Genomic DNA, 22,280 nt, shown 5'->3' with positions numbered 1-22,280 from the left:
AGAGGGCCGGGATCCCACCTGTTCTCGGCGCCGCTCAAAATTGGCTGCCGTCCAAATCAGAAGCAGGCCCAGCAGGATGCCCATGCCCCACAGCAGCAGCGGGTAAGTCGTTATCAACAGCCATCCCTGCCGCAAGACGCCCAGGCCAAAGCCTAGGGTGCCCGCCCACAGGTAGGCCCGCACCCGCAGCGCCAGACCCAGTACTCCCAAAGCCAAGCCCAGCCCCACCAGCCAAAACCCTGCCCACAGTTGCCCGTGGGTTCAAAACCAAGGGCACCGCCAGCCACAGCCAGCCAATGGACTCCGCGCCCTGCGCCAAAAACACGAGGTAGCTGGATCCCAGCAGCACCAGCCCCATGCCAAAGGACTCCGTCCCGCTACCGCGAACGGCACTCTGCTGCCACAGCCGCAATCTCTGTCCTGCCGGTGCCGACAACCGCCCGCCCAGCGCCACCCGTCCCGCCCATTGCAGCAAGCCCAGCAGCAGCAGGATACCCCCCCAAGCAGACAGGCTTGAGTCAGGCCCAAGCCAGAGGATCCCGGCCAGAAGCGCCCCCAGCCAGTAGGCATGGGTCAGGAACACCCACCCATTGCCAACCCCGGACTTCTGCTGTAGCCACCAGGCCAGGATGCCAGTACTCAACAGCAAATGCCAAAAGCGAATTGCCGGATGGGGAAAGCTCAAAAGCAAGAGGGAACCGCCCAACCCCAACTGCGACACCTGCACCTGCCCCGAGAGCAACCCCCGCCAGATCAACAGGGATCCAGCCGCCCCGATTGGCCACAGCCTCGCTCCCCGCCATTGCAGCAAGCGGCGGCTCCAGGTGTAGGCCACCGCGCCGACAACCCCCAGATAGAGGATCCCGAGAACAACAGTAGGACGAAACTCCGACGGCCCCAGGCTCCAGAAGAGGTGCAAGCTGGAGAGAGCCAAAAAATGGGCCAATGTCTCGTAGAAAGCGGAACCCACCCCCAGCAAGCGAGCCCGTCGCCAAACCGCCAAGGGGATCCCTATGAGTAACCCCAAGGCAACAACCCGGATCCCCCACGGGATCCCCAGCCCGTCCAGCGCCCACATGTTGATCGGCAGCAGCAGCAGGGCAATAGCCTCCAGGGTTTGGCCTGTCAGACGCAGCCCTTCCTGCCGCCCCGCCCCCACCCCAAACGCCGCCGTATAGGCCAAGAGCACCCCGTACTGAGCTGTCGGGGAAAACTCTTCCCAGAGGCTGGCCGCCAGCACCCCCGAAGACACCACCACCAAAAACAGGCCCAAAAGCAGCAGCCAAGCCACGCTCAGCTCAGACAGCAAGTTGCGCAACAATACAGCCATCTCCGGGGGAGAGGAGGGCTCGCCGGTCAAGGACTCCGTCCCGCCAGCGCGAACAGGTTGGGGCTCTTCTCCCGGCGCGACAACCCCAGAGCCGGCCAAGCGAGCGTTTCTTTCCCGCACCATCTGCGGGATCCAAATCAAGTCAAGAGCTGACCGATCCCCAACAGCCCAAAAGTCAGCAGCCAGAGCAGCCCTGTGCGCCAGCGGCGCAGGTAAAAACGGTGCAGGCCGCAAAGGCCGAACAAACCCAAGATCCAGAGCACGTAGGCCGAGCCCAGGCTGGCCGGGATCCCGTTGCCGGGAGAGACTGCTGCTGCCTTCCGCTCTTCCTCCTCCGCTTGGCGCTCCAGCCGATACTGCTCCACCAGATGGCGAAATTGCTCTGTCGTCAGCAAACCCAGCTCCAGCCAGGCTTGCAACCCCCGCAAGACCTGCTGCCGGGATCCCGAAACGGTATCTTGGGAGCCCATCGCTGCATTCCCTGGGGATTAGTATGAAGAAATAAAACTCTGAAAACCCAGTTGCTGAGGTGGGAAAAGCTAATGCTACGATAACGGAGCGTGCCTTTGGGCGCTAGCTACGGACGAGTTCAATACCGATCTGTGGTTCGCTCTGCCCCTTTTCTTCGCCCCTCCCCCCTGCCGCCTGTTTCTGAGAGCAACCGGCTTAAGATATTTTCCGGCAGTGCCAATCCCGCCCTGGCCCAGGAGGTAGCTCGATATTTGGGCTTGGATCTGGGCCCGATACTGCGCAAGCGCTTTGCCGATGGGGAACTGTACATCCAAATCCAGGAGTCGATCCGGGGTGCCGATGTCTACTTGGTGCAGCCCACCTGCCGCCCGGTCAACGATCACCTGATGGAGCTGTTGGTGATCATCGACGCCTGCCGCCGCGCCTCGGCCCGCCAGATCACCGCCGTCTTGCCCTACTACGGCTACGCCCGCGCCGACCGCAAAACCGCCGGACGGGAAGCCATCACCGCCAAGCTGGTGGCCAACATGATCACCCAGGCGGGAGCCCACCGGGTGCTGGCCATGGATCTCCACTCGGCCCAGATCCAGGGCTACTTCGACATCCCCCTCGACCACGTCTATGCCCAGCCGGTTCTGCAGGCCTACCTCAAAGAAAAAGGCCTGCTCGACGAGGATATTGTGGTCGTCTCTCCCGATGTAGGGGGAGTAGCGCGGGCTCGCGCCTTTGCCAAAAAACTCAAGGAAGCCCCGCTGGCGATTATCGACAAGCGCCGCCAGGCCCACAACGACGTGGAAGTCATGAACCTCATTGGCGATGTGCGCGGTAAAATCGCCATCCTTGTGGATGACATGATCGATACGGCGGGCACCATTTCCGAAGGGGCAAAGTTGCTGCGCAAGTCGGGAGCCAAGGCGGTTTACGCTTGCGCCATTCACCCGGTCTTTTCCGATCCCGCCATCGAACGCCTGCAGGGCGGGCTGTTTGAAGAGGTGATCGTCACCAACACCATCCCCATCCCTCCAGAGCGGCATTTTCCAGGCTTAACCGTCCTCTCGGTGGCGAGCGTGCTGGGAGAAGCGATCTGGCGCATTCACGAAGACAGCTCCGTCAGCAGCATGTTTCACTAAAGTTTCTCCAGAGCATCGCTAAAGTATAGATAGGGGGTGCAGAACGGGCGTACCTGGAGGGGATCCCTTGCTTTTTGCCCTGTGAAGACCAACTCAACAGGTACCCCCCATCTATCCTGATGGACTGGGTAGAGCTAGCTTCCCAGCCGAGTTTTTCCCATGTCGCCTCCCATTTCTAGGTCACCAAGATCCGTTGTGAACGGTTGTGTTGCCGGGCAGGCCGCCGCCAGGGAAGAGCTGTCCCTTCCAACTGAACTGAAGACAGAGTCCGCTGCGGCGCTGTACCCGCTGTTGCAATTGCTGGGGCAACTGCTGAACGTACCCTGGGTCTATCTAGAACTGGTCCAGCCGGGATCCCATTCCGACTCGCCTGCAAAAGGGATCCTCTACCCCAACCCCCAGCAGATCCCCGGCAACGAGCCGCCCAACCCCATCGGCGGATCTTGGCCCTTTCAGGAAGCCTTTCCCCTGCTGGATGAGGGAGGGAGGCGGCTGGCAACACTTTACCTGCTGGGGGAGCGCCCCCGCCAACTGAGCCTCCCCGAACGGGGACAGATCGACCTCATCGCCCTTAGCCTGCGACACATCCTGCTCCAGGCCCAGGAGCAGCGACAAGCCCTCGAGCAGCTCCAGACGCAACTGCAGCACAGCCGCAGCACCGCCGCCCGCTACCAGCCGATCTTCGAGAACGCCGTCGAAGGGATTTTTCAAACCACTCCAGAAGGGAAATATCTCGTGGCCAACCCGGCTCTGGCCCATATTTTCGGCTACGAATCCCCGGAAGATTTGATGCGCCACGTCTCCGATATCGGCACTCAGATCTACGGCGATCCAGAGCAGCGATCTGAGTTCGTACAGCGCATGCTGAAGGAAGGCCAGGTCGTGCACGCGGAGCAGCAGGTCTGCCGCAAGGACGGCAAAAAAATCTGGATTTCTTTAAACGCCCGCGCCCTGTACAACGAGCAGGGGGAGCCCCTCTATTTTGAAGGGTTTGTTACCGATATTACAGCCTCCCGCCAGCTTAAAGAACGGCAACAGCAACTGGAAGAAGCCCGCAGAGAGAGCGAACATCGTTTTTTGCAACTGGCTGAGAACAGCCAGCAACTGTTTTGGATTTCAACGCTCTGCGGCAAAGAGCTGATTTACGTCAGCCCCGCCTGTGAAGCCATTTGGGGCCTTTCCCCTGCAGAGGCCTACGCCAATCCCCAGGCCTGGATGCGCCGCATTCACCCTGACGATCGCTGGCTGTTCCCCGCCATTTTTCAAGCCCAACTTCAGGGCCAACCCACCGATGTGGTTTTTCGCCTCTGCCGCCCCGATGGCCGCCTCCTCTGGCTGCGAGAACGCACCTTTCCCATCCTCGACAAAGAGGGCAAGGTCTACCGGGTGGCAGGGATCGCCGAAGACATCACCGAGTCCAAGCAACTGGAAGCCGAACGTCGTCGTATAGAGCAAGCCTGGCAACAGAGCGCCAATCATTTCCGGCAGATCTTTGAGCTGGCTCCCAACGGCATTGCTCTGGTGGATCTGCAGGGGCGATTTATCCAGGTCAACGAGGCCTTTGCCCAGATCGTCGGCTACACCCCCGAAGAGTTGCAGCGTCGGCAACAACTGGACATCCTCCACCCCGACGATGTCAACCAACTGCTGGCGGCTAACGAGGCTCTCTTGACACGCAAAGTCTCCATCAGCCAGCGGCAGATTCGCTACATCCACCGTTCCGGCCAAGTTGTCCATGTGCTGTTCCAGGCCGCCCTGCTTACCGATGGAGCCGGCCAGCCCACCCAGTTTCTCAACCAGGTGATCGACATCAGCGCCCGCGTCGAGGCAGAAGTGGCCCTCAAAGAAAGCGAAGAACGCTTCCGCCAATCCTTTGAGTGGTCCCCCATCGCCAAGGCCATGACCCACCTGGATGGCACCTATTTTCAAATCAACGCCGCCTTTACCGAAACCCTGGGCTACACCCTAGAAGATCTCGAGGGGAAAACCGTCCTCGACATCACCCATCCCGACGACATCGCCGTCACCTTGGAGAGCACCAACCGCCTGCTGGCCGGCGAGGTGCACCACTGCGAACAGGAGCAACGCTACATTCACAAGAACGGGCAAATTGTCTATGCCCTTCTCCGCATCACCCTGGTGCGCACCGCCCAAGGGGATCCCAGCTACTTTCTCAGCCAAATTTTGGACATTACCGAGCGCAAGCAAGCCGAGGCAGCCCTTCGCCGAAGCGAGCTGAGTTTGCGGGGCATCTTTGAGCAGTCGGCCCTGGGCATTTCCATCGTCGATAGGCAGGGCCGTTACCTCAAGGTGAACCCCGCCCTGGAAGAGATCCTTGGCTACAGCGGCGCCGAATTGGTCAACAAGAGCTTCTGCGACCTCACCCACCCGGACGACCTCGAGGAAGATTGGCGACTCTTCCAGGAAGTTTTGAACGGCCAACGGGATCGCTACCACCTGGAAAAACGCTATATCCACCGCAGCGGCAAGGTGGTTTGGTGTCGCCTGGCAGTCTCAGCAGTGCGGGATCCCGAAGGCAAAAACCTCTTCATCATCGGCATCTCTGAAGACATTACCGAAGAAAAACGGGCGGAGCTGCAGATTCAGGCGGCCCTGCAGGAAAAAGAGATTCTGCTGCGGGAGATCCACCACCGCGTCAAAAATAACCTGCAAATCATCTCCAGCCTGCTGCGGCTCCAGGCGGATCAAATCAAAAGCCACAAGTATGCCCGCGTTTTTAAGGACGCCGGCAGCCGCATTCAGGCGATGTCTTTGATCCACGAGGGCCTGTACCAGTCCAACAACCTGGCTGCTGTGGATTTGAGGCAGTACCTCCACAATTTAATTTCTAATCTTTTCCACTCCTACGGCGTGAACCCCGAGATCATTCGCGCCAGCATCCGCGCCGAAGGGATCCGCCTCAACCTCGATGAGGCAGTTTTGTGTGGCCTGATCATCAACGAGCTGGTCACCAACAGCCTCAAATACGCCTTTCCCAAAGGCCGCAGCGGCCAGATCGACGTCCACTTTAAGCAAACCCGTACTTATACTCAGTTGCGCGTCTCTGACAACGGCATTGGCCTGCCCAGCAACTTCGATTTCAAGGAAACTCAATCTTTGGGTTTACAACTGGTTGCAACTCTCACCGATCAGCTCCAGGGCAAGATAGAATTGAGAAACAAGTCGGGTACCACTTTCATCATTACCTTTCCGAGGAGCCAGCCTTGAAGAAAGTTCCCATGCTTGCCAAAGGCAGCATTCTGGTTGTCGAAGACGAGAAGATCATCGCCAAGGATATCGCCAACGTCCTGAAAAAATTTGGCTATGCGGTGCCGGCCATCGCGTCCTCTGGCGAAGAAGCGATCCGATGGCTGGAGGAAATGTCGGTGGACTTGGTCTTGATGGACATCGTTTTGAAAGGGGATCTCGACGGTATTGAAGCCGCCAAGCGGATCGCCGAGCGCTTCAACATTCCGGTGGTGCACCTGACGGCCTACGCTGATGAGGACACTCTCTCTCGCGTTAAGGAGACACAGCCTTTTGGCTACATCATCAAACCTTTCAAAGAGCGGGAGCTCTACACCGCCATCGAAATTGCCTTGCACAACCACCGGCAGAGCCTAGAAAGCCGCAGGCTGGAGGAGAAAAGGCTGGAGGAGCTGCGACAGAAGCTGCAGCAGTTGCAGCAGTTTGCAGAGGTCAAGGGCACTTTGTTCAAGAAGTTCTTGCAAGATCTGAGTGAGCCCCTCTCGAACCTCAAGTTTGCCCTAGGATTGCTCAAGGAGGCAGAGTCGGAGCAGAAGCGGCAGCACTACCTACGGGTGCTGGAGGAAGAGTTTCACCGCGAGCTGGAACTGATTCATCAGACTTCTAACCTGGAAGATTTGCTAAACCTGGAAAATGTCGGCCTGCTGAGCCAGTTTAGCTTGTTGCGGGCCCAGGAGCCCAGCCGGAGTCGCCTGCTAGAAGGGGAGAAGCCGCCAGCCACAGCTACGGCTACCCTCTCCGAGCCCCCCGCAGCGGCGGCCTGTCCTGCCCCGCCGCCCAGCCCTGCCGCTGCCGAGGAGGCGATTACAGTGCCGCGGGCGACGCTGCGCCCCCTCAACCAAACTCAGTTGGCAGAGCGGCTGGGGGTGGTGGTCTCCGCCATCACCTACTGGAAGTTCAAGAGTGGGTTTCCCGAGTGGAGCCGCAGCCGGGATCCGGACGGCATTGCTTGGCACTACTCGCCCGATTCCAAGCGCTTTTCGCCCGTGCCTTAGCTAGCGCTGCACGACTTCCAGGCGCACCGGCGCCAGCCCTGAGCGCACCATCCCCAGGGCCTCCGCCGCCCGCAGGGAAAGGTCGATGATCCGACCGGGGATGAAGGGGCCGCGATCGTTGATGCGCACGACAGCCTGGCGCCCGTTGTCCAGGTTGGTTACCCGCACCTCGGTGCCGAAGGGGAGGGTGGGATGGGCAGCTGTCATCTCGTGGCGGGTGGGGTGCAGGTCATACCAGGAGGCGATCCCTTCTTGCACAGGCCCGACCACTCGGACAGAGTCCGGTTGCGCCTGGGCCTGAGTTTCTGATCGGCGGGCAGCGGTGGCTTTGGCGGCAGTCAGGGTGGCCGGCTGGGGCAGGGCCGAAGGGGCAAGAGGAGGGGCATCCAGCAGCAGACGGCGCAGACGATTGGCAGCCAAAACCGCTGTATCCACCGGGCGTTGGTTATCCAGCAGCAGCACTCCTTCGTCGATGCGCAGCAATTCCTCGTCGTTTACCCGAACCGCGTAGAGGGGATCCCCGGATTGGGGCTCTGCCCAAGCCAGAGTAATGGTCGTGTCCTTCAGGGATCCCTGGGCCATTTGGTTGAGCCGGGCCACGAGGGAGCTGGCCCGCAGCAGCGGCGACTCCAACCCGGGCTGCTCGACAAAGCTGACAACGGGGAGATCCCGAACGTAGACGGTGACCACCTGCCGCCCGTCCATCTGGTAGTCGTAGAGGGTGGAGACAGGCTGGCTGGACGACTGCTGCTGTTCGCCGATCTTGAGGATGGGCTCTTCCATTGGCCGAGAAGGGATTGCCCGGCGAGCCAGGGAAAGAGACTGCGAGTGTTGGGGGTTCAAGGTGCCGAGTTTGGCTGGCGGGGGAGCGTTGGGTTGGGGGGGAGAGACAAGGTCAGTTGCCGGGGAGAGGGAGTGGGTTTTGGGGGATAGCTGGGTTGCTCTGGCACTAGGGGAGCCGCTGCGAGTTGAGGCTTGCGCCCGCGAGGTTGGGCTGCCCAACATACCTGCCGGCAAGCTGAAGGCCGTAACACAGAGACAGCCGACCAAGCCCACTTGGCGGGCGGGAGCCAGTCCCTGTCCAAGCCGCTTCCAATTTCGCATGAGGCCGCGCTCCTCTCGAAACTCCTGTACAACGTCCAATGCGACAGTAAAACAGAAATTAATGTACCATAGGTTTCGAAGTTGACAAGCTTGCCCGGCCAAGGGCAAAAGCCCAAGTCCCGTCAGCATAAGGATTTTCGGCATCTTGGACTACCGCTCAGCAGGGGTTGACATTGAACTCGGACGCGCTTTTGTCAAGGGGATCCGGGAGCGCATTGAAGGCTCTCAAGCTCAGTCTTCAGGTTCTTCAGGAACCTTGGGCGGCATTGGCGGCTTTGCCGGCTTGTTGGAGCTACCGGCGGGCTACCGGGCCCCGGTTCTGGTTGCCGGCACTGATGGAGTGGGCACCAAGCTGGAGATCGCCCAGCAGTGGGGGCAGCACCGCGGCGTGGGCATCGACCTGGTGGCCATGTGTGTCAACGATGTGCTGACGGTGGGGGCCAGGCCGCTGTTTTTCCTGGACTACATTGCCACCGGCAAGCTGGAGCCGGAAGCGCTTTGGCAGGTGATCGACGGCATCTTGGAGGGCTGCCAGGAGGCCGGCTGCCAACTCCTGGGGGGGGAGACGGCAGAGATGCCGGGGTTTTACCCGCCCGGCAAGTACGACCTGGCGGGTTTTTGCGTCGGGATCGTCGAGAGGGCAGACGTTCTCGACAGCTCGCGGGTGCAGCTTGGGGATCGGTTGTGGGCCTTGCCCAGCAGCGGGTTGCACAGCAACGGCTTTAGCCTGGTGCGGCGCATTGTGGCCGAGCGGGGCTGGCCTTGGGATCACCAACCCCCTGGCTGGGATCGGCCTTTGGCGGAGGTCTTTCTCACTCCCACCCGCATCTATGTCCAGGCAGTGCAGCGGCTGCAGGCAGCAGGGATCCCCCTCCACGGCATGGCCCACATCACCGGCGGCGGCATCCCAGAAAACTTGCCCCGCTGTTTGGCTCCGGAGCAGGCGGCGCGGCTAGAGCCCCACAGTTGGCCCATCCCACCGGAGTTTCTCTGGCTGCAGGAGCAAGGCCAAGTGGAGACCTTGGAGATGTTCAACACCTTCAACCTGGGGGTAGGCTATGTGCTGGTGATCCCTCCTGAGGCGGAAAATCGGCTGAGATCCCTGCTCCCCGAAGCCTTTCCCATTGGCGAGGTGGTGCCGGCCCGCCCAGGGGAGAGCCGGGTCTTGGGGCTGGAGGAGTGGGGATCCTTGGTACCTTGAGTCCCCACCAAAGGGGGGAAGGAGCTGGCTGTGTTTGCGGATCCCTGCCGCTGCTGTGCTAAGTTTGCTGATGGCCTCGGCGCTGCTGCCTCTGTTGCTCTCAACCTCCGCCTATTTCACAAGAGAAGGGCTGCGCGCTTTCCCATCTCCGGACTTGGGCTGTTGGCCAACTCCCGCTGACCCTCTAGGTTAGGAGCCGCCGATGACAGGTTTATCCACTGCTCCTGCAACCAAGGCTGCCATCGAAGTGGAACATCTGAGCAAAACCTACGGCAGCTTTACGGCCATCCGCGACATCTCTTTCCAGGTCAACGCCGGCGAGATCATGGGGTTTCTGGGGCCCAACGGCGCCGGCAAAACCACTTCTATGCGCATTTTGGCTGGCTATTTGCCTGCCAGCGAGGGGACGGCGCGGGTGGCCGGGTTCGATGTGCATGAAAACCCTATGGCGGTGCGGCAGCGCATCGGCTACCTGCCAGAAAACCCGCCCCTCTACCCGGACATGACGGTGGAGAGCTACCTGGACTTTGTCGCCCAGATCAAACGGGTCAGCGCCGGGGATCGGCCGCGACGGGTGGACGAGGTGATCCGCCGCTGCAGTCTGGAAGACAGGCGCCACACCTTGATCCGCAAGCTCTCCAAGGGGTACAAGCAGCGGGTGGGCCTGGCCCAGGCCCTGGTGCACGACCCGCCGGTGATCATCCTGGACGAGCCCACGATTGGGCTGGATCCCAAGCAAATTATCGAGGTGCGCAACCTCATCAAGAGCCTGGCAGGAGAGCACACCATCATCCTCTCCACCCACATCCTGCCGGAGGTAAGCATGACCTGCGACCGGGTGGTGATCATCAACCGCGGCCAGGTGGCGGCCATTGGCACGCCCGCCGAGCTGACGGCCCAGCTTCAGGATCGGCAGCAGGCGAAGCTGGTGGTGGGCGCTCCTGAGGAAACGGCCATCCGAGCGGCCCTGCAGAACCTGCCCCAGGTGGAGGTGGTGAGCTTGCAGGCCCTGGGATCCGATCCCCCTCGCTGGCAGGTGCACCTGAAGAGCCATGTTTCTGCAGAAGGCTGGATCCCGGAGGTGGCCAGGGCCCTGGTACAGGCGGGGATCGACCTCTACGAGATCGGCCGTCCCCAGGCTTCTTTGGAGGAGATTTTCCTGCAGCTCACTACCCAAGAGGGATCCGAAGGCGCGTTGGAGGAAGCGGCATGAACGGCGTGGTTGCCATTTTTCGCAAAGAGCTGCGCGGCTACTTCACCTCCCCCATTGCCTACGTGGTGGCGGCGGTGTTCTGGGGACTGGCGGGGTTTTTCTTCGTCAACATCTTGGTGCGGGTGATCAACTTCTCGCAGCAGGTGGATCTCTTTGCCCAGTTTGGCCAAGAGAACCCTTTTGATGCCGCCACCATCCTGTCGCAGCAGTTTCTCAATCTGCTGGGCACGCTTTCCTTATTTTTATTGCCCATCTTTACCATGAGCTCCTACGCCGAGGAGCGGCGGCGGGGCACCATGGAGCTCTTAGCCACTTCCCCCATCACCAACCTAGAGGTGGCCCTGGGCAAGTGGCTGGCGGTCTGGGTGTTTTTCATCACGCTGCTGCTGCCGCCGCTGGTCTACCACGTGCTGGTGCTGAGTAGCGCCAACCCAGCAGTGGACTACCGCCTGACCCTGATGGGCTATGTGGGGCTTGCTCTGCTGGCCGGCAGCGTCATGGCCCTGGGGTTGTTCATCTCTTCCCTGACCGACAGCACCCTTATTGCGGCGGTGGCTACCTTTGGGCTGATCCTGCTGCTCTGGGTCATCGACGCGGCAGCCGGCCAGGAGAGCAACTGGATTGCCGCCACTCTGAGGCATGTCTCGCTGCTGCAGCAGTACAGCAACTGGGTGCAAGGGATCCTCAGCAGCAGCAGTGTTGTCCTTTTCCTCAGCATCATCGTGCTGGGGCTGTTTGCCACGGTGCAATCGGTGGAAAGCCTGCGCTGGCAGCAGAGCTAGGGTTGCGTTGGGAGGAGTGCGGTGATGAAAGCTTGGCAGGCATTGGCAGATTGGACGGGGATCGTCGGCCTTGGCGTCGTGGCCATCGGCCTGCTGGTGGGAGCTGCCCTCACCGGCTGGACGGCGGTGCCCCTGAGCCTGATGGCCACGGGCTTGGCCCTGGTGGTGGTTTGGGGCCTCACCCACCGGAAGGAAGTGAGCCTGTTCCTGGGCCTGCGCTCCACCCAGACCAACGCCAACATCCTGGTGGCGGCGGCGGCGATGGCCGTGATCTTGGTGTTGCTCAACGTCGTGGCGGTGCGCTACGACCTGCGCCTGGATCTCACGGAAGAGGGGCTGTTTACCCTCTCCCCCCAGACGCGGCAATTGGTGCAAGGGCTGGCCCAGCCAATGAAAGTCTGGGTGGTCACCACCGCCCCCGATCCCAACCTGCGGGAACAGCTGGAGCGCTACCGCCGCCTCAACCCCGAGCGCTTCCAGTTTGAGTTTGTGGATCCCAACCGCGATCCCCTCACTGTCCAGCGGCTGCAGGTTACCCAAAATAACACTCTGGTGGTCGAATCGGGCAATAACCGCCAACAACTGCCCCAGCCGCCCGCCCCTGAGCTGGAGAGTAAGCTCACCCCTGTGCTGGCCAAGGTGGTTAACCGCGGCGAAGTGGTGGCCTATTTTGTACAGGGGCATGGGGAGGTGAGCCTGGAAGCTCGCGAGGGCACCCCAACCCTGGCCCAGGCGGTGGCAGCCCTCGGCCAGGAGGGCTACCGGGTGGAGCCGCTGAACCTGGTGCAGTCGCAGATCCCAGAGGAGGCGGATGTGTTGGTCTTGGCAGGGCCGCAGCGGGCTCTCTTCCCCGGCGAGGTGGAGAAGCTGCAGGACTACCTGGCCAAAGGGGGGCGGCTGCTGCTCTTGATTGGGCCACGGGTGGATGCCGGCCTGGATCCCTTGCTGGAGGAGTGGGGCGTGGTTTTGGGGGATGACTTCATCATTGAGGTGAGCAGCGTCAGCCAGCTTTTGGGCACGGGGCCGGCGGTGGCCCTGGTTACCACCTACGGGGATCACCCCATCACCGCTCCCCTGGCAGAACAGCGGCTGATGACCCTCTTCCCCCTGGCCCGTTCTGTAGACACTGAGGTCCGCGAAGGGATCCAGGCCACGCCTCTGCTGCGCACCAGCCCGCAGAGCTGGGGAGAGACCAGCCCCAACCTAGAGGCCGGCCCGCTGCAATTTGACCCGGATCAAGACAAGCCCGGCCCCCTGACCCTGGGCGTAGCCCTGACCCGCCAGGTGAAAGGCGATCAGAAGACCTCAGAATCCCAGGAGGGGCCGACCGAGGCTCGGCTGGTGGTGATCGGCAACGTCAACTTTGCCCTCGACGGCAACCTGAGGCAGCAGGGGAACCGCGATCTCTTCCTCAACACCCTCAACTGGCTCACTGAGCGAACCGAACAGATCTCCATTCGCCCCAAATCCATCACCGACCGCCGTCTTGCCGTGACCGGCCAGAACTTCCGCTGGCTGGTGCTGGGATCGACGGTGCTCCTGCCGCTGGTGGCGTTGGGATCGGGGGCCGTGCTCTGGTGGCAAAGACGATAGGGCCAAGGAGGACGAGCATGTTCAAGCGCAGCACCTGGATTCTCTTGGGCTTGGCAGTGGCTGCTCTGCTGGGGTATTTCCTCTTTGACAACTTCCAGCAACTGCGCCAGCAGCAGCAAGCGGAGCGGGCGCGGCTTTTCCACTTTGCCCCCGACACCATTGCCCGCATCGAGATTCGCCAGCAGCAAGAGGGGGAACCGGAGGAAATCCTTTTGGAGCGCACTCCTGAGGCAGAAGAGGGATCCCGTTGGCGCATTATCCGTCCCATCCAGTCGGCGGCGCTGGACTTCCCGGTGGAGCAGTTGCTCAACAGCTTCTCCCGCCTCACGCCTCAAATCACGCTGGAAGGGGCTGAGGATTTGGCGGCCTTCGGCCTAGATAAGCCGCGCCACCAGATCGCCCTCTTCCCCCAAGAGGGGGATCCCTACCGCCTGGACATTGGCAACGACAACTTCGACGGCTCCGGCTTCTACGCCAGGCCAGAAGGGGGAGAGGTGGTGCTCTTGGCCAGCACCCAGAAGGGATCCCTCTTGCCTTCTCTGCTGGCTTTGCGGGACAAAACTCTGCTGCGCTTTGACACAGCGGCGGTGAAGTCTCTGCAGGTGCAGTTGGCCGAGGCAGAGCCAGAGGTCGTTCGCTTGGAGCGACAAGAAAATACGTGGCAGATCGTCGAGCCCCGCGAGCTGCCTGCCGATGACCTGAACGTCGACCGTCTGCTCAATACGTTGTCTCGCCTGCAAGCGGTGGAGTTTCCGGCTGAAACCAAAGCGGAGCTGGCTCCTTATGGTCTGGAGAAGCCTTCTGCCCAGCTAACCGTTGAGCTCAAGGATGGCAAGACCCTGACTGTGGCCTTGGGAGCGGAAAAAGAGGGCCAGGTGTACGTCATCACCTCCGAGCACCCGGCGGTGGCCACCCTCCTCACCAGCACCGCCGACATTCTCCGCTCCGACTTCGAGGAGCTGCGGGATCACCGCATCGCCCGCCTCAACCCCAACCAGGTGGGCCCAGTTACCCTGGAATCCCAAGGGGAGCGGGTTACCCTCAATCCTCTGCCCCAGGAGAAGGGATCCCTGGATCTGCGCTGGGAAAATCCGGAGCAACCGGGCCAGCCGGTCAACCTCAGCTCCCTCTTCTCCAGCCTCAATGCCGCCCGCGCCAAGGAGTTCCTGCCGGAGACGGATCCAGACGCCCAAAAAGCCTTGGCCGAGCCAGATCTGAAGCTGACCTTTGAGGCCAAGGGCGAGGACGGTCGGGATCCCTTGAGGTTGAGCTTGACGTCTGCCGGCCTGCGTGCCTATGTACAAAGCAGCTATCAGCCGGATATTGCCGTCATCGACCTCAGCACCTTCAACAGCGTGGAAACCGAAGTGAACCGCTTGCTGGAGGGCAAAGCGGAGGAGACAAGGGACCAACGGGGAGGGTCTTCCTCAGGCTCCTAGCGGTGGCCGGCGGGCTTTTCTTAGCTGGCAGAGGCGGTGGTTGTCTCTTCTTTGGCTGAGGCTGCTTTTTTCAGAGCCTCGCCCTGGATCGTCAACACCGAGCAGGGGGCCCGGTGGAGCACGTAGTTGCTGACGCTGCCCAAAAATAGCTCGCTCAGCCCAGAGTAGCCACGGCGACCCACCACGATGAGGTCGGCTTTCCAGGAGCGGGCCAAGTCGCAGATGACCCGACCGGGGTTGCCGTAGTTGAGGCGGTACTCGGCGCGAACTCCCTGCTCAGCGGCTTTCTCCACCAGCGAGCGCAGGTAGTCCATCTGGTTTTGCTCGAAGATGGCACACTGCTCCCGATAAGACTGCCACAGCTCAGCGCTGATGGTGGAGCTGTAATCCACCCCCAAGATCATGGGCGGCTCTGGGGCACCGGGCTCTTCCTGGGACAAAACATGGAGGATCATCATCTCGGCCTGCATGGCCTTGGCCAGTTGGACGGCCTTTTGAAACACTCCCTGGCTCAGCTCTGACCGATCCACCGCCACCAAAATCCTGCTGAACATACCGACTTCCTCCAAATGGCTAACAGATGGGCAAAAGACAAGGCTTGACTTCGGTTTCGACTCCAAGTTCCTTTTTTCTTTGCCCTCATCTATCTGTGTTGTAAAAGAACTGGGCGAGAAAACCGCGGGCATCTCGGATGACCTGTCGGATTGGCAATGAAAGTTCAGAGATCTTGACACAGGTCAGAACTCATCCTCCTGGGCTGTCCACTCTAACACCGCCTGCGCAGCAGTTCCAGCGTCAGGGTGGGGATCCGCCGTTCCTGCCCCGCCCAGGTGCCCAAAGAGCCAGGGGTGGGATAGCCGATGTCGTCGGTTACCGGCAGGCCGTTGCGAGCAGCCATCACCTGAGCCAGCTCAAGGGCAGGGCCATTGTAGTTCACGTAGGGATCGTTCTGGCAGGGGTGGGTAGAAAGGACAAATCGGGGTCGAATCTGGGCCAAACTCGCCAACAACGCTTGTGTCTCCGGCTCGGAGCCTGGGGCCGCTCCCGGCGGATAGCGAGCTTCCAAAGAAGCCGCGATCCAATCTTGCGTGGGCAGATTGCGGTTGAGATCGACGCCGTTGGCATTGAGCCGTTGCCCTAGGGCACAGCCATCCGGGTTCAGGCGTGGGATCGCCCATAGGGTCGCTTTCCCGGCCAGGGATCCCCATTTCCCAGAAGCCACATAGCGCTCGATCAGGGCATAGCCCTCCACCTCATCCCCGTGTACCCCGCCGAGCAGCAGCAAGGAGCGGATCCCTTGGGTGAGCTGCCAAAGGTAAATGGGACGCCCCTGCACCGAGTGGCCGATCACTTGCAGAGATGCCAAGGGCTCACCGGCGCCCAGTCTTGGCAACATAGGGGATCCCAGCAAAACTTGCACCGCTAGAACGGAATATCGTCCGGCTCCGCTGGGGAAGCCCCCCCTCCTTCAGAGGAGTCCACAGTTGCAGACTCACCCATCCCCGTCAGAGAGAGAACCCGCGCCGATCCCAGTTGGTGGACGCGACGCGCGGTGATCTCGGCCAACTTTTCCTTACGCCCATCCCGCTCCACCACATTCATGTGCAGTTGGCCCTCCACCGTGATCTGATCCCCCACGCGGCAGGTGTCCACCACCCGCTGGGCCAGCTCTCCAAAAAAGGCAACCCGCACTTGGTACGGTGGCTCCTCCGGGCGCAAGCTGGGAAAGCGCAGCACCAGTGAGGTAACGGCCAGGTTGTCGGGAGTGTAGCGCAGCTCCGGCTCGCTGGCCACTTCCCCCATCAAGACAATCGAGTTCATGACAGAGCCACTGTCTATTGGGGCGTTAAAAGAAGGCAGCTCAACTACCTTTACCATGCCTCCAGACCCGGATCCCGTCAACCTAGTTCACGCGCAGAGTCATGTAGCGCAGGATGCTCTCGTTGATGCGCAGATTTTTCTCCCAGGTGGCCACTGTCCTTGGCTCGGCCTCGTAGTTGAACTGGATGTAGAGGCCTTCCTTGAACTTCTTCATCTCAAACCCGGCAAAGCGGCGCTTGCCTCTGTTGGTAATTTCCAGGCCAGTTGCCCCGTTTTCTCGTAGGAGCGATTCCTGCTCGGTGAGGAGTTGTTGCAAGGGTTCGTCCGAGAGGTCGGGGCGCACGATCAGCATTGTCTCATAGGCGCGGGGCATGGAAGCCAGTTCTCCTTGGGAATCCAAATCAAAAGGTGCAGTAGGCTATCCTAGCTTCTCTTTGCGACAATCGAAAAGGGCCACAGCTCAATTCTCCACCCCTCTGCAGCGACAAAAGCAAGCCTCTTCACAAGAGGGGATCCGTTGTCCGATACAATAGGGGATACTTCGATAGCTGCCGGTTGGCTTAGCCAAGACACTCTCAGTCGATCGATATCTAGGGTTCCAAGCATGAGCGCAGATGAAGTTTACAGCCGTGTTCGCAAGATCGTGTCCGATCAACTAGGCGTAGAGGACGACAAAGTAACCCTGGAAGCTAATTTCCAGAACGACCTAGGAGCCGACAGCCTCGATACGGTGGAGCTGGTCATGGCCTTCGAGGAGGAGTTCGATCTGGAAATCCCCGATGAAGATGCGGAGGGCATTGCCACTGTGCAGGATGCCGTCAACTACATCCTCTCTAAGAAAGCTGCCTAGCCTGGGAGAGGGCAATTCTGCCGGCTTGCCTTCCTTCTAACCGGAGGGTACCGGGTCGAAACTGCTCATGGTTGTCGTGGATCCTGCCGCCGCTCCTATGTCCATCCCATCCAACTTCCATCGCCGTGTTGTCATCACGGGGCTAGGGGCGATAACCCCCCTTGGCAATTCTCCTGGCGAGTTCTGGCAGAGCTTGCTGGCAGGCCGCTCTGGTATTGGGCCAATTACCCACTTCGATGCCTCTCGCCACGAGTGCCGCATTGCCGGGGAGGTGAAGGGGTTTGATCCCCTCGACTACCTGGATCGCAAGGACGTCAAGCGCACCGATCGCTTTGTCCATCTGGCCCTGGCCGCCACCCAACAGGCGCTGGAGGATGCCCAATTTCGCATTACCGATCTCAACGCTGAGCAGGTGGGGGTGATCTTGGGCACCGGCATCGGCGGCATCCGGGTTTTGGAAGAGCAGCAGACCATCTACCTGCAAAAGGGGCCGGATCGCTGTAGCCCCTTCATGGTGCCGATGATGATCGCCAACATGGCAGCAGGCCACGTGGCCATTCGCTTTGGCGCCAAGGGGCCTAACTCCTGTACGGTGACGGCCTGTGCTTCTGGCTCCAACGCCATCGGCGATGCCTTCCGGCTCATCCAGCGGGGGGAAGTGCAGGTGGCCATTACGGGGGGCACAGAAGCGGCAGTGACTCCCCTCTCGGTGGCGGGGTTCAGCGCCATGAAGGCTCTTTCCACCCGCAACGACGCCCCCGAGCAGGCCTGTCGGCCCTTTGACCGGGATCGGGATGGCTTTGTCATGGGGGAAGGGGCGGGGATCCTGCTGCTGGAGGAGTTGGAACACGCCCGATCTCGCGGCGCCAAGATCTATGCCGAGATCGTCGGCTACGGCCTCACCTGCGACGCCCACCACATCACCAATCCCGCCCCCGCTGGCGAAGGTGCCGCCCGTGCGATGCGGCTAGCCCTTAAAGATGCCGGGATCCAGCCTGACCAGGTGCAGCACATCAATGCCCATGCCACCAGCACACCGGTGGGGGATGTAGCCGAGGTGCAAGCCATCAGGGCAGTTTTCGGGGAGCACGCCCCTCGCCTGGCCATCAGCGCCACCAAGTCCATGACGGGCCATTTGTTGGGGGGAGCAGGCGGCGTTGCCACCGTGGCGACGGCCCTGGCCATCCACCACGGCTGGGTTCCCCCCACCCTCAACTTGGATAACCCCGACCCCGAGTGCGAGGGGCTGGACTTTGTCCCCCACAGGGCACGGCAGATGGCCGTTGACGTGGCCCTGGTCAATGCCTTCGGGTTTGGGGGGCACAACGTGACCCTGGCCCTGCGCCGCTACTCTTCCAACTAAGGGATCCTGCCCATGTCCACTTCTGAAGGCTCCGCCCCCTCTGTTCGCCAGCAGGCCCTGGCCGCCTTGACGGCGGAGCTGACGCAGCAGGGCCATCCCCCTGAATACGCCCAGCACATGGCGGCGGCAGTGATTTTTCAGGCCGATCTGGATCTCTGCGCCGCCCAGTTGGCGCGGCTGCTGAGTTGGCTAAAGCAAAACCATCCGCAGCTCTATCCAGAGGCAGTGCAACTGGTGGATGCCACCCGCGAGGAGTTTGAGCGGCGGGTTCAACGAGGATAAGAGATTCGTAGAGGCCTGGGGTGCCAAGGCTAGGATAGGGGGTATCTCCTTATCTCCAAGCTCGCTGCCAATTGCCGCGGAGCTGCTCCCCCCTCTCCCTGGGGGAGGGAGCTGGGGGTGAGGGAAAAGTTGTGTTGACCCGCTAGGCATTGGAGATGGCTACTGCGGATGCGAAGTTCCCCGAGCGGATAGCTCAGCCGTCCTCTCAGGAAGAGCCTGGAAAGGGATCCCTGCTGCTCCATGTTGGGGGCATGAGCTGCGCCGGCTGTGTTCGGGTCGTCGAGCAGACCCTGCTGAATCAGCCGGGGGTGGTCAAAGCCAGCGTTAACCTGGTTACCGAATCAGCTCTTGTGGAACTTGCCCCTGGGATCCAGCCTGATCCCGAGCATTTGGCCCGGATCTTGACGGATGCAGGGTTTCCCAGCTCTTGCGCCGCCGGCAGGGGCGATTTTCCCCAAGCTCAGGCTCCTTCCCCCGACGGATGGGACAATGCCCTGGACGCGCCTGCGGATCCCCTCGCGCGGCAACGGCGGCAAGCCCAAGACCACCTTCGCCAGGCCCTCACCGCCGTTTTTTTGCTGCTCATTTCTGCCGCTGGACACCTGGATCTTTTTGCCCGCCTGGGCCTGCCCGTCCTCAACGACGTCTGGCTGCACTGGGGGTTGGCGACGCTGACCTTTGTCGGCCCGGCCCGCGGCCTTGTCCTGGACGGCTGGCGGGCGGCGCGGCGGCTGGCCCCCAACATGAACACGCTAGTCACCCTGGGATCCGGATCCGCCTACCTGGCCAGTCTGGTGGGGTTGCTGGCCCCGCAGGTGGGCTGGGAGTGCTTCTTTGAAGAGCCGGTGATGCTGCTCAGCTTCATCCTGCTGGGGCGGGCCCTGGAACAGCAGAGCCGTCTGCGGGCGGCCAGCAGTTTGCAATCGCTGCTCAGCCTGCGCCCCAGCGTTGCTTGGCGAGTCCGACCCTCTCAACGGTCAGGATCCCCAGCCGAAGACCTGAGCAAAGGCGAGCTGGCGGCAGAGCAGTGCCCCGTGGAACAGGTGCAGGTGGGAGACTGGCTGCAGGTGCGGGCTGGCGAGCAGATCCCGGTGGATGGGGAAGTAATTGCCGGCCAGGCCACGGTGGACGAGGGCATGCTCACCGGGGAATCCCTACCCGTGCTCAAACAGCCAGGGGATCCGGTTGTGGCCGGGACGGTCAACCAATCGGGGCTGCTGCTGTGCCAAGCTACGCGCACCGGCAAAGACACCACCCTGGCCCAGATCATCCGCTTGGTGGAAGAAGCCCAGGCCCGCAAGGCCCCCATCCAGGGCCTGGCCGACCGGGTGGCCGGCTACTTCACCTACGGGGTGGTGGTGCTGGCCCTTCTCACCTTCGCCTTCTGGTACTGGGTTGGGATCCCCTTGTGGGGCAGCGAGCTCCTGAGGGGGGTCGGCCTTCACTCCCCTCTGCACCTGGCGGATCACCCGCCCCACCCCACCCCTCTGCTCCTCAGCCTTAAGCTGGCCATCTCGGTGCTGGTGGTGGCCTGCCCCTGTGCCCTCGGATTGGCGACGCCGACGGCCATTCTGGTGGGCACCGGCCTGGGCGCGGAGCGGGGGCTGCTCATCCGCGGCGGCGATGTCCTGGAGAAAACCCACCGCCTGCAAACGGTTGTCTTCGACAAAACCGGCACCCTCACCCAGGGGGATCCGCACCTAACAGATTGCCTGGCCCTCGACCCCTCTCTGGATCCGGCTCGGCTGCTGCAACTGGCGGCCACGGTGGAAAGCGGCACCCGCCATCCCCTGGCCCAGGCCATTTTGGGGGCCCTCCGCGAGCGAGGACTACCCCTGCTCTCTGCCGACAAGTTTTACACTCAGCCAGGCCTGGGGGCCTCGGCGCGGGTGGAAGGGCAAGAGGTCATCTTGGCCTCCTTAGAGGGGCTGGCCGCCCTAGGGATCCCGATTTCCCCGCAAGCGCAGGCCCAAGCCCAGGCGCTGCTACAAGCTGGCAAAACGGTGGTGGGGGTGGCCGTGGCGGGATCCCTGGTGGGGCTGTTGGCGGCCCAGGATCCCTTGCGGCCCGACGCCCGGGCAACGCTGCAACGGCTTCGGCAAATGGGCCTGCAGGTAGTCCTGCTAACCGGCGACCGAACCGAGGTGGCCCAGCAGGTGGCCCAGGCCTTGCAGGTGCCAGGGATCCGCGTCATCGCCGAGGTGCAGCCGGCAGACAAAGCTCAGGTTATCCGAGATCTGCAGGCCCAGGGTCAAAGAGTCGCCATGGTGGGTGATGGCATCAACGACACCCCCGCCCTGGCCCAAGCTGACGTGGGCATGGCTCTGCACTCTGCCACCGCTGCCGCCCTCGAGACTGCCGATATCATCCTCATGCGCAACCGCCTCTGGGACGTCGTGGAAGCCATCCGTCTCAGCCGCGCCACCTTCCGCAAGATCCAGCAAAACCTCCTCTGGGCCTTCGCCTACAACTGGGTCGGGATCCCGGTGGCTGCCGGTGCGCTCCTGCTCAGCTTCGGCATCGGCCTCAGCCCCGCCCTGGCCGGCGGCCTCATGGCCTTCAGCTCCCTCAGTGTAATCTTCAATTCACTCCTTCTCAGGAGAACTTTTATAAGTGGTGGATCCCCTGACGAGCAAAATTAAAAAGTGTTAAAGACAACCAATATTCCGCCTACTATCTGTTTCTATTTCCGAAGTTTTACTGACTTCTGCCACAACTTTTGCCCTGCTCAGGCCTAGGAAGCAGCGATCTCGATTAAGTTCAATCAAGGAAATTAATTAGCTTTGACTTTTGAAAAGCCAAATGTAAAGTGAGGCTTGCGCTGGCCCAAAGCTGCCTCATTTTGTACCTTGCGTAGCAAGGGAAAAACCGTGAAAATACTGAAAAAGTCAGATCCGAAAGTTGGAGAGAGGGCAGAGACATGGCAATGCTTGGAGATCTTCAGGAATTTTCCCTAGCCGAGCTGTTGCATTTGATGGAAAAAGGAAAGAAAACAGGCCAACTCTCCATTTGGGGGCCCAATGGCATTTATCGAGTTTGGCTGTATCAGGGGCGAGTGGTGGCGGCCTTGTCTCCCCAAGAAGAGCATCAGTTGGAGCGCTTGCTGGTGCGCTTAAACCTGGTCAGCCAGCAAGTCGTGGCAGATTTGGCCTCCCTCTGCAGCTTGCAGGAGCCTCTGGGCCTTTGCTTGCAGCTGCAGGGGTTTATTTCCCCTGCAGCTTTGGCCAAGCTCTTTCGCTATCAACTGCAGGTGGGGCTTTACAGCCTGATACATTTACGCTGAACACTGCTGAGCATTACTGCTCAGCGGTGAAGCGATAGCATTCTGTCCGTTTCCGTTGTCACTACGCGACGCTGACGCGACCGCGCTACTCGGACGGAGTCCAAACAGAAAGGCGGTATCCCGCAAAGCCCTGAGCATAACACCCAGAGCGCCTTG

The 22,280-nt window shown here is 61.3% G+C and carries 20 protein-coding genes and 1 pseudogene; 13 read left to right on the top strand and 8 right to left on the bottom strand.

Annotation, left to right across the window (positions count from 1 at the left end; genetic code table 11):
* Positions 1–34: 34 nt before the first annotated feature.
* Positions 35–1,453 carry a hypothetical protein gene (locus ACVWXC_RS04985; protein ID WP_240531035.1) on the bottom strand — a complete coding sequence of 473 codons (1,419 nt, stop codon included), beginning with the start codon at positions 1,451–1,453 and terminating at the stop codon, positions 35–37.
* A 14-nt stretch (positions 1,454–1,467) separates the two neighbouring features.
* A complete protein-coding gene (locus ACVWXC_RS04980) occupies positions 1,468–1,800 on the bottom strand; it encodes an NINE protein (protein ID WP_457391445.1) in 333 nt (110 codons plus the stop codon).
* A gap of 132 nt (positions 1,801–1,932) precedes the next feature.
* On the opposite strand from ACVWXC_RS04980, the gene ACVWXC_RS04975 reads away from it, so the two are divergent.
* From ACVWXC_RS04975 to ACVWXC_RS04965, 3 genes are all read left to right on the top strand, one after another.
* A complete protein-coding gene (locus tag ACVWXC_RS04975) occupies positions 1,933–2,931 on the top strand; it encodes a ribose-phosphate pyrophosphokinase (RefSeq protein ID WP_099884625.1) in 999 nt (332 codons plus the stop codon).
* A 195-nt stretch (positions 2,932–3,126) separates the two neighbouring features.
* Entirely contained in the window at positions 3,127–6,159 is a 3,033-nt protein-coding gene (locus tag ACVWXC_RS04970) for a PAS domain S-box protein (RefSeq protein WP_457391443.1), read from the top strand.
* A gap of 11 nt (positions 6,160–6,170) precedes the next feature.
* Positions 6,171–7,193 (top strand): response regulator, encoded by a 1,023-nt coding sequence (locus ACVWXC_RS04965; RefSeq protein ID WP_011431655.1) that lies wholly within the window; start codon positions 6,171–6,173, stop codon positions 7,191–7,193.
* Here the strand turns inward: ACVWXC_RS04965 and ACVWXC_RS04960 are convergent, their stop codons facing one another.
* Positions 7,194–8,297 (bottom strand): septal ring lytic transglycosylase RlpA family protein, encoded by a 1,104-nt coding sequence (locus tag ACVWXC_RS04960; RefSeq protein ID WP_099812662.1) that lies wholly within the window; start codon positions 8,295–8,297, stop codon positions 7,194–7,196.
* Between the two features lie 145 nt (positions 8,298–8,442).
* On the opposite strand from ACVWXC_RS04960, the gene purM reads away from it, so the two are divergent.
* From purM to ACVWXC_RS04935, 5 genes are all read left to right on the top strand, one after another.
* Positions 8,443–9,498 (top strand): phosphoribosylformylglycinamidine cyclo-ligase, encoded by a 1,056-nt coding sequence (gene purM, locus ACVWXC_RS04955; RefSeq protein ID WP_457391440.1) that lies wholly within the window; start codon positions 8,443–8,445, stop codon positions 9,496–9,498.
* Positions 9,499–9,700: 202 nt separating this feature from the next.
* On the top strand, positions 9,701–10,711 hold the full coding sequence (locus tag ACVWXC_RS04950) for an ABC transporter ATP-binding protein (RefSeq protein WP_457391438.1): 1,011 nt from the start codon (positions 9,701–9,703) through the stop codon (positions 10,709–10,711).
* Entirely contained in the window at positions 10,708–11,493 is a 786-nt protein-coding gene (locus ACVWXC_RS04945; protein ID WP_011431651.1) for an ABC transporter permease, read from the top strand. The genes ACVWXC_RS04950 and ACVWXC_RS04945 overlap by 4 nt, the downstream gene beginning before the upstream one ends.
* 24 nt (positions 11,494–11,517) lie before the next feature.
* The gene (locus ACVWXC_RS04940) at positions 11,518–13,086 is read left to right on the top strand and encodes a GldG family protein (RefSeq protein WP_011431650.1); all 1,569 of its coding nucleotides are present in this window, start codon (positions 11,518–11,520) and stop codon (positions 13,084–13,086) included.
* Positions 13,087–13,103: 17 nt separating this feature from the next.
* The gene (locus ACVWXC_RS04935) at positions 13,104–14,525 is read left to right on the top strand and encodes a DUF4340 domain-containing protein (RefSeq protein WP_099884425.1); all 1,422 of its coding nucleotides are present in this window, start codon (positions 13,104–13,106) and stop codon (positions 14,523–14,525) included.
* Positions 14,526–14,545: 20 nt separating this feature from the next.
* Here ACVWXC_RS04935 and ACVWXC_RS04930 read toward each other — a convergent pair whose 3' ends face one another.
* The 4 genes from ACVWXC_RS04930 to rpsF all read right to left on the bottom strand — a co-directional run bounded on the left by ACVWXC_RS04930 (position 14,546) and on the right by rpsF (position 16,719).
* A complete protein-coding gene (locus tag ACVWXC_RS04930) occupies positions 14,546–15,079 on the bottom strand; it encodes a universal stress protein (RefSeq protein ID WP_457391435.1) in 534 nt (177 codons plus the stop codon).
* A gap of 212 nt (positions 15,080–15,291) precedes the next feature.
* Entirely contained in the window at positions 15,292–15,921 is a 630-nt protein-coding gene (locus tag ACVWXC_RS04925; protein ID WP_457391434.1) for a M14 family zinc carboxypeptidase, read from the bottom strand.
* 26 nt (positions 15,922–15,947) lie between these two features.
* Positions 15,948–16,346 carry a single-stranded DNA-binding protein gene (locus tag ACVWXC_RS04920; protein ID WP_099812668.1) on the bottom strand — a complete coding sequence of 133 codons (399 nt, stop codon included), beginning with the start codon at positions 16,344–16,346 and terminating at the stop codon, positions 15,948–15,950.
* A gap of 82 nt (positions 16,347–16,428) precedes the next feature.
* Positions 16,429–16,719 carry a 30S ribosomal protein S6 gene (gene rpsF / locus ACVWXC_RS04915; RefSeq protein WP_011431645.1) on the bottom strand — a complete coding sequence of 97 codons (291 nt, stop codon included), beginning with the start codon at positions 16,717–16,719 and terminating at the stop codon, positions 16,429–16,431.
* A gap of 231 nt (positions 16,720–16,950) precedes the next feature.
* Between rpsF and ACVWXC_RS04910 the strand changes: the two genes are divergently transcribed.
* The 5 genes from ACVWXC_RS04910 (at position 16,951) to ACVWXC_RS04890 (ending at position 22,124) form a co-directional block, all read left to right on the top strand.
* Positions 16,951–17,196: an acyl carrier protein gene (locus ACVWXC_RS04910; RefSeq protein ID WP_011431644.1), complete on the top strand. Its 246-nt coding sequence runs from the start codon at positions 16,951–16,953 to the stop codon at positions 17,194–17,196.
* A gap of 67 nt (positions 17,197–17,263) precedes the next feature.
* Positions 17,264–18,559, top strand: a complete 1,296-nt coding sequence (gene fabF / locus ACVWXC_RS04905) for a beta-ketoacyl-ACP synthase II (RefSeq protein ID WP_457391429.1) — start codon at positions 17,264–17,266, stop codon at positions 18,557–18,559.
* Positions 18,560–18,571: 12 nt separating this feature from the next.
* Positions 18,572–18,841: a hypothetical protein gene (locus ACVWXC_RS04900; RefSeq protein WP_099812671.1), complete on the top strand. Its 270-nt coding sequence runs from the start codon at positions 18,572–18,574 to the stop codon at positions 18,839–18,841.
* A gap of 155 nt (positions 18,842–18,996) precedes the next feature.
* A complete protein-coding gene (locus tag ACVWXC_RS04895; RefSeq protein WP_457391426.1) occupies positions 18,997–21,483 on the top strand; it encodes a heavy metal translocating P-type ATPase in 2,487 nt (828 codons plus the stop codon).
* 278 nt (positions 21,484–21,761) lie between these two features.
* Positions 21,762–22,124 (top strand): DUF4388 domain-containing protein, encoded by a 363-nt coding sequence (locus ACVWXC_RS04890; RefSeq protein WP_457391424.1) that lies wholly within the window; start codon positions 21,762–21,764, stop codon positions 22,122–22,124.
* On the opposite strand, the pseudogene ACVWXC_RS04885 reads toward ACVWXC_RS04890, so the two are convergent.
* A pseudogene (locus ACVWXC_RS04885) lies at positions 22,116–22,280 on the bottom strand (RNA-guided endonuclease InsQ/TnpB family protein); the annotation flags it as partial. The gene ACVWXC_RS04890 and the pseudogene ACVWXC_RS04885 overlap by 9 nt on opposite strands.

This window comes from Thermostichus sp. OS-CIW-20, from assembly GCF_054061455.1.
This window is presented reverse-complemented; position numbering and strand designations above follow the sequence as displayed.

Coding starts and splice junctions, on each gene's coding strand:
- ACVWXC_RS04930 (WP_457391435.1), bottom strand. CDS start 15,079: ATGTTCAGCAGGATTTTGGTGGCGGTGGATCGGTCAGAGCTGAGCCAG.
- ACVWXC_RS04910 (WP_011431644.1), top strand. CDS start 16,951: ATGAGCGCAGATGAAGTTTACAGCCGTGTTCGCAAGATCGTGTCCGAT.
- ACVWXC_RS04935 (WP_099884425.1), top strand. CDS start 13,104: ATGTTCAAGCGCAGCACCTGGATTCTCTTGGGCTTGGCAGTGGCTGCT.
- fabF (WP_457391429.1), top strand. CDS start 17,264: ATGGTTGTCGTGGATCCTGCCGCCGCTCCTATGTCCATCCCATCCAAC.
- ACVWXC_RS04925 (WP_457391434.1), bottom strand. CDS start 15,921: ATGTTGCCAAGACTGGGCGCCGGTGAGCCCTTGGCATCTCTGCAAGTG.
- rpsF (WP_011431645.1), bottom strand. CDS start 16,719: ATGCCCCGCGCCTATGAGACAATGCTGATCGTGCGCCCCGACCTCTCG.
- ACVWXC_RS04950 (WP_457391438.1), top strand. CDS start 9,701: ATGACAGGTTTATCCACTGCTCCTGCAACCAAGGCTGCCATCGAAGTG.
- ACVWXC_RS04960 (WP_099812662.1), bottom strand. CDS start 8,297: ATGCGAAATTGGAAGCGGCTTGGACAGGGACTGGCTCCCGCCCGCCAA.
- ACVWXC_RS04900 (WP_099812671.1), top strand. CDS start 18,572: ATGTCCACTTCTGAAGGCTCCGCCCCCTCTGTTCGCCAGCAGGCCCTG.
- ACVWXC_RS04985 (WP_240531035.1), bottom strand. CDS start 1,453: ATGGTGCGGGAAAGAAACGCTCGCTTGGCCGGCTCTGGGGTTGTCGCG.
- ACVWXC_RS04920 (WP_099812668.1), bottom strand. CDS start 16,346: ATGAACTCGATTGTCTTGATGGGGGAAGTGGCCAGCGAGCCGGAGCTG.
- ACVWXC_RS04965 (WP_011431655.1), top strand. CDS start 6,171: ATGCTTGCCAAAGGCAGCATTCTGGTTGTCGAAGACGAGAAGATCATC.
- ACVWXC_RS04895 (WP_457391426.1), top strand. CDS start 18,997: ATGGCTACTGCGGATGCGAAGTTCCCCGAGCGGATAGCTCAGCCGTCC.
- ACVWXC_RS04980 (WP_457391445.1), bottom strand. CDS start 1,800: ATGGGCTCCCAAGATACCGTTTCGGGATCCCGGCAGCAGGTCTTGCGG.
- ACVWXC_RS04940 (WP_011431650.1), top strand. CDS start 11,518: ATGAAAGCTTGGCAGGCATTGGCAGATTGGACGGGGATCGTCGGCCTT.
- ACVWXC_RS04890 (WP_457391424.1), top strand. CDS start 21,762: ATGGCAATGCTTGGAGATCTTCAGGAATTTTCCCTAGCCGAGCTGTTG.
- ACVWXC_RS04945 (WP_011431651.1), top strand. CDS start 10,708: ATGAACGGCGTGGTTGCCATTTTTCGCAAAGAGCTGCGCGGCTACTTC.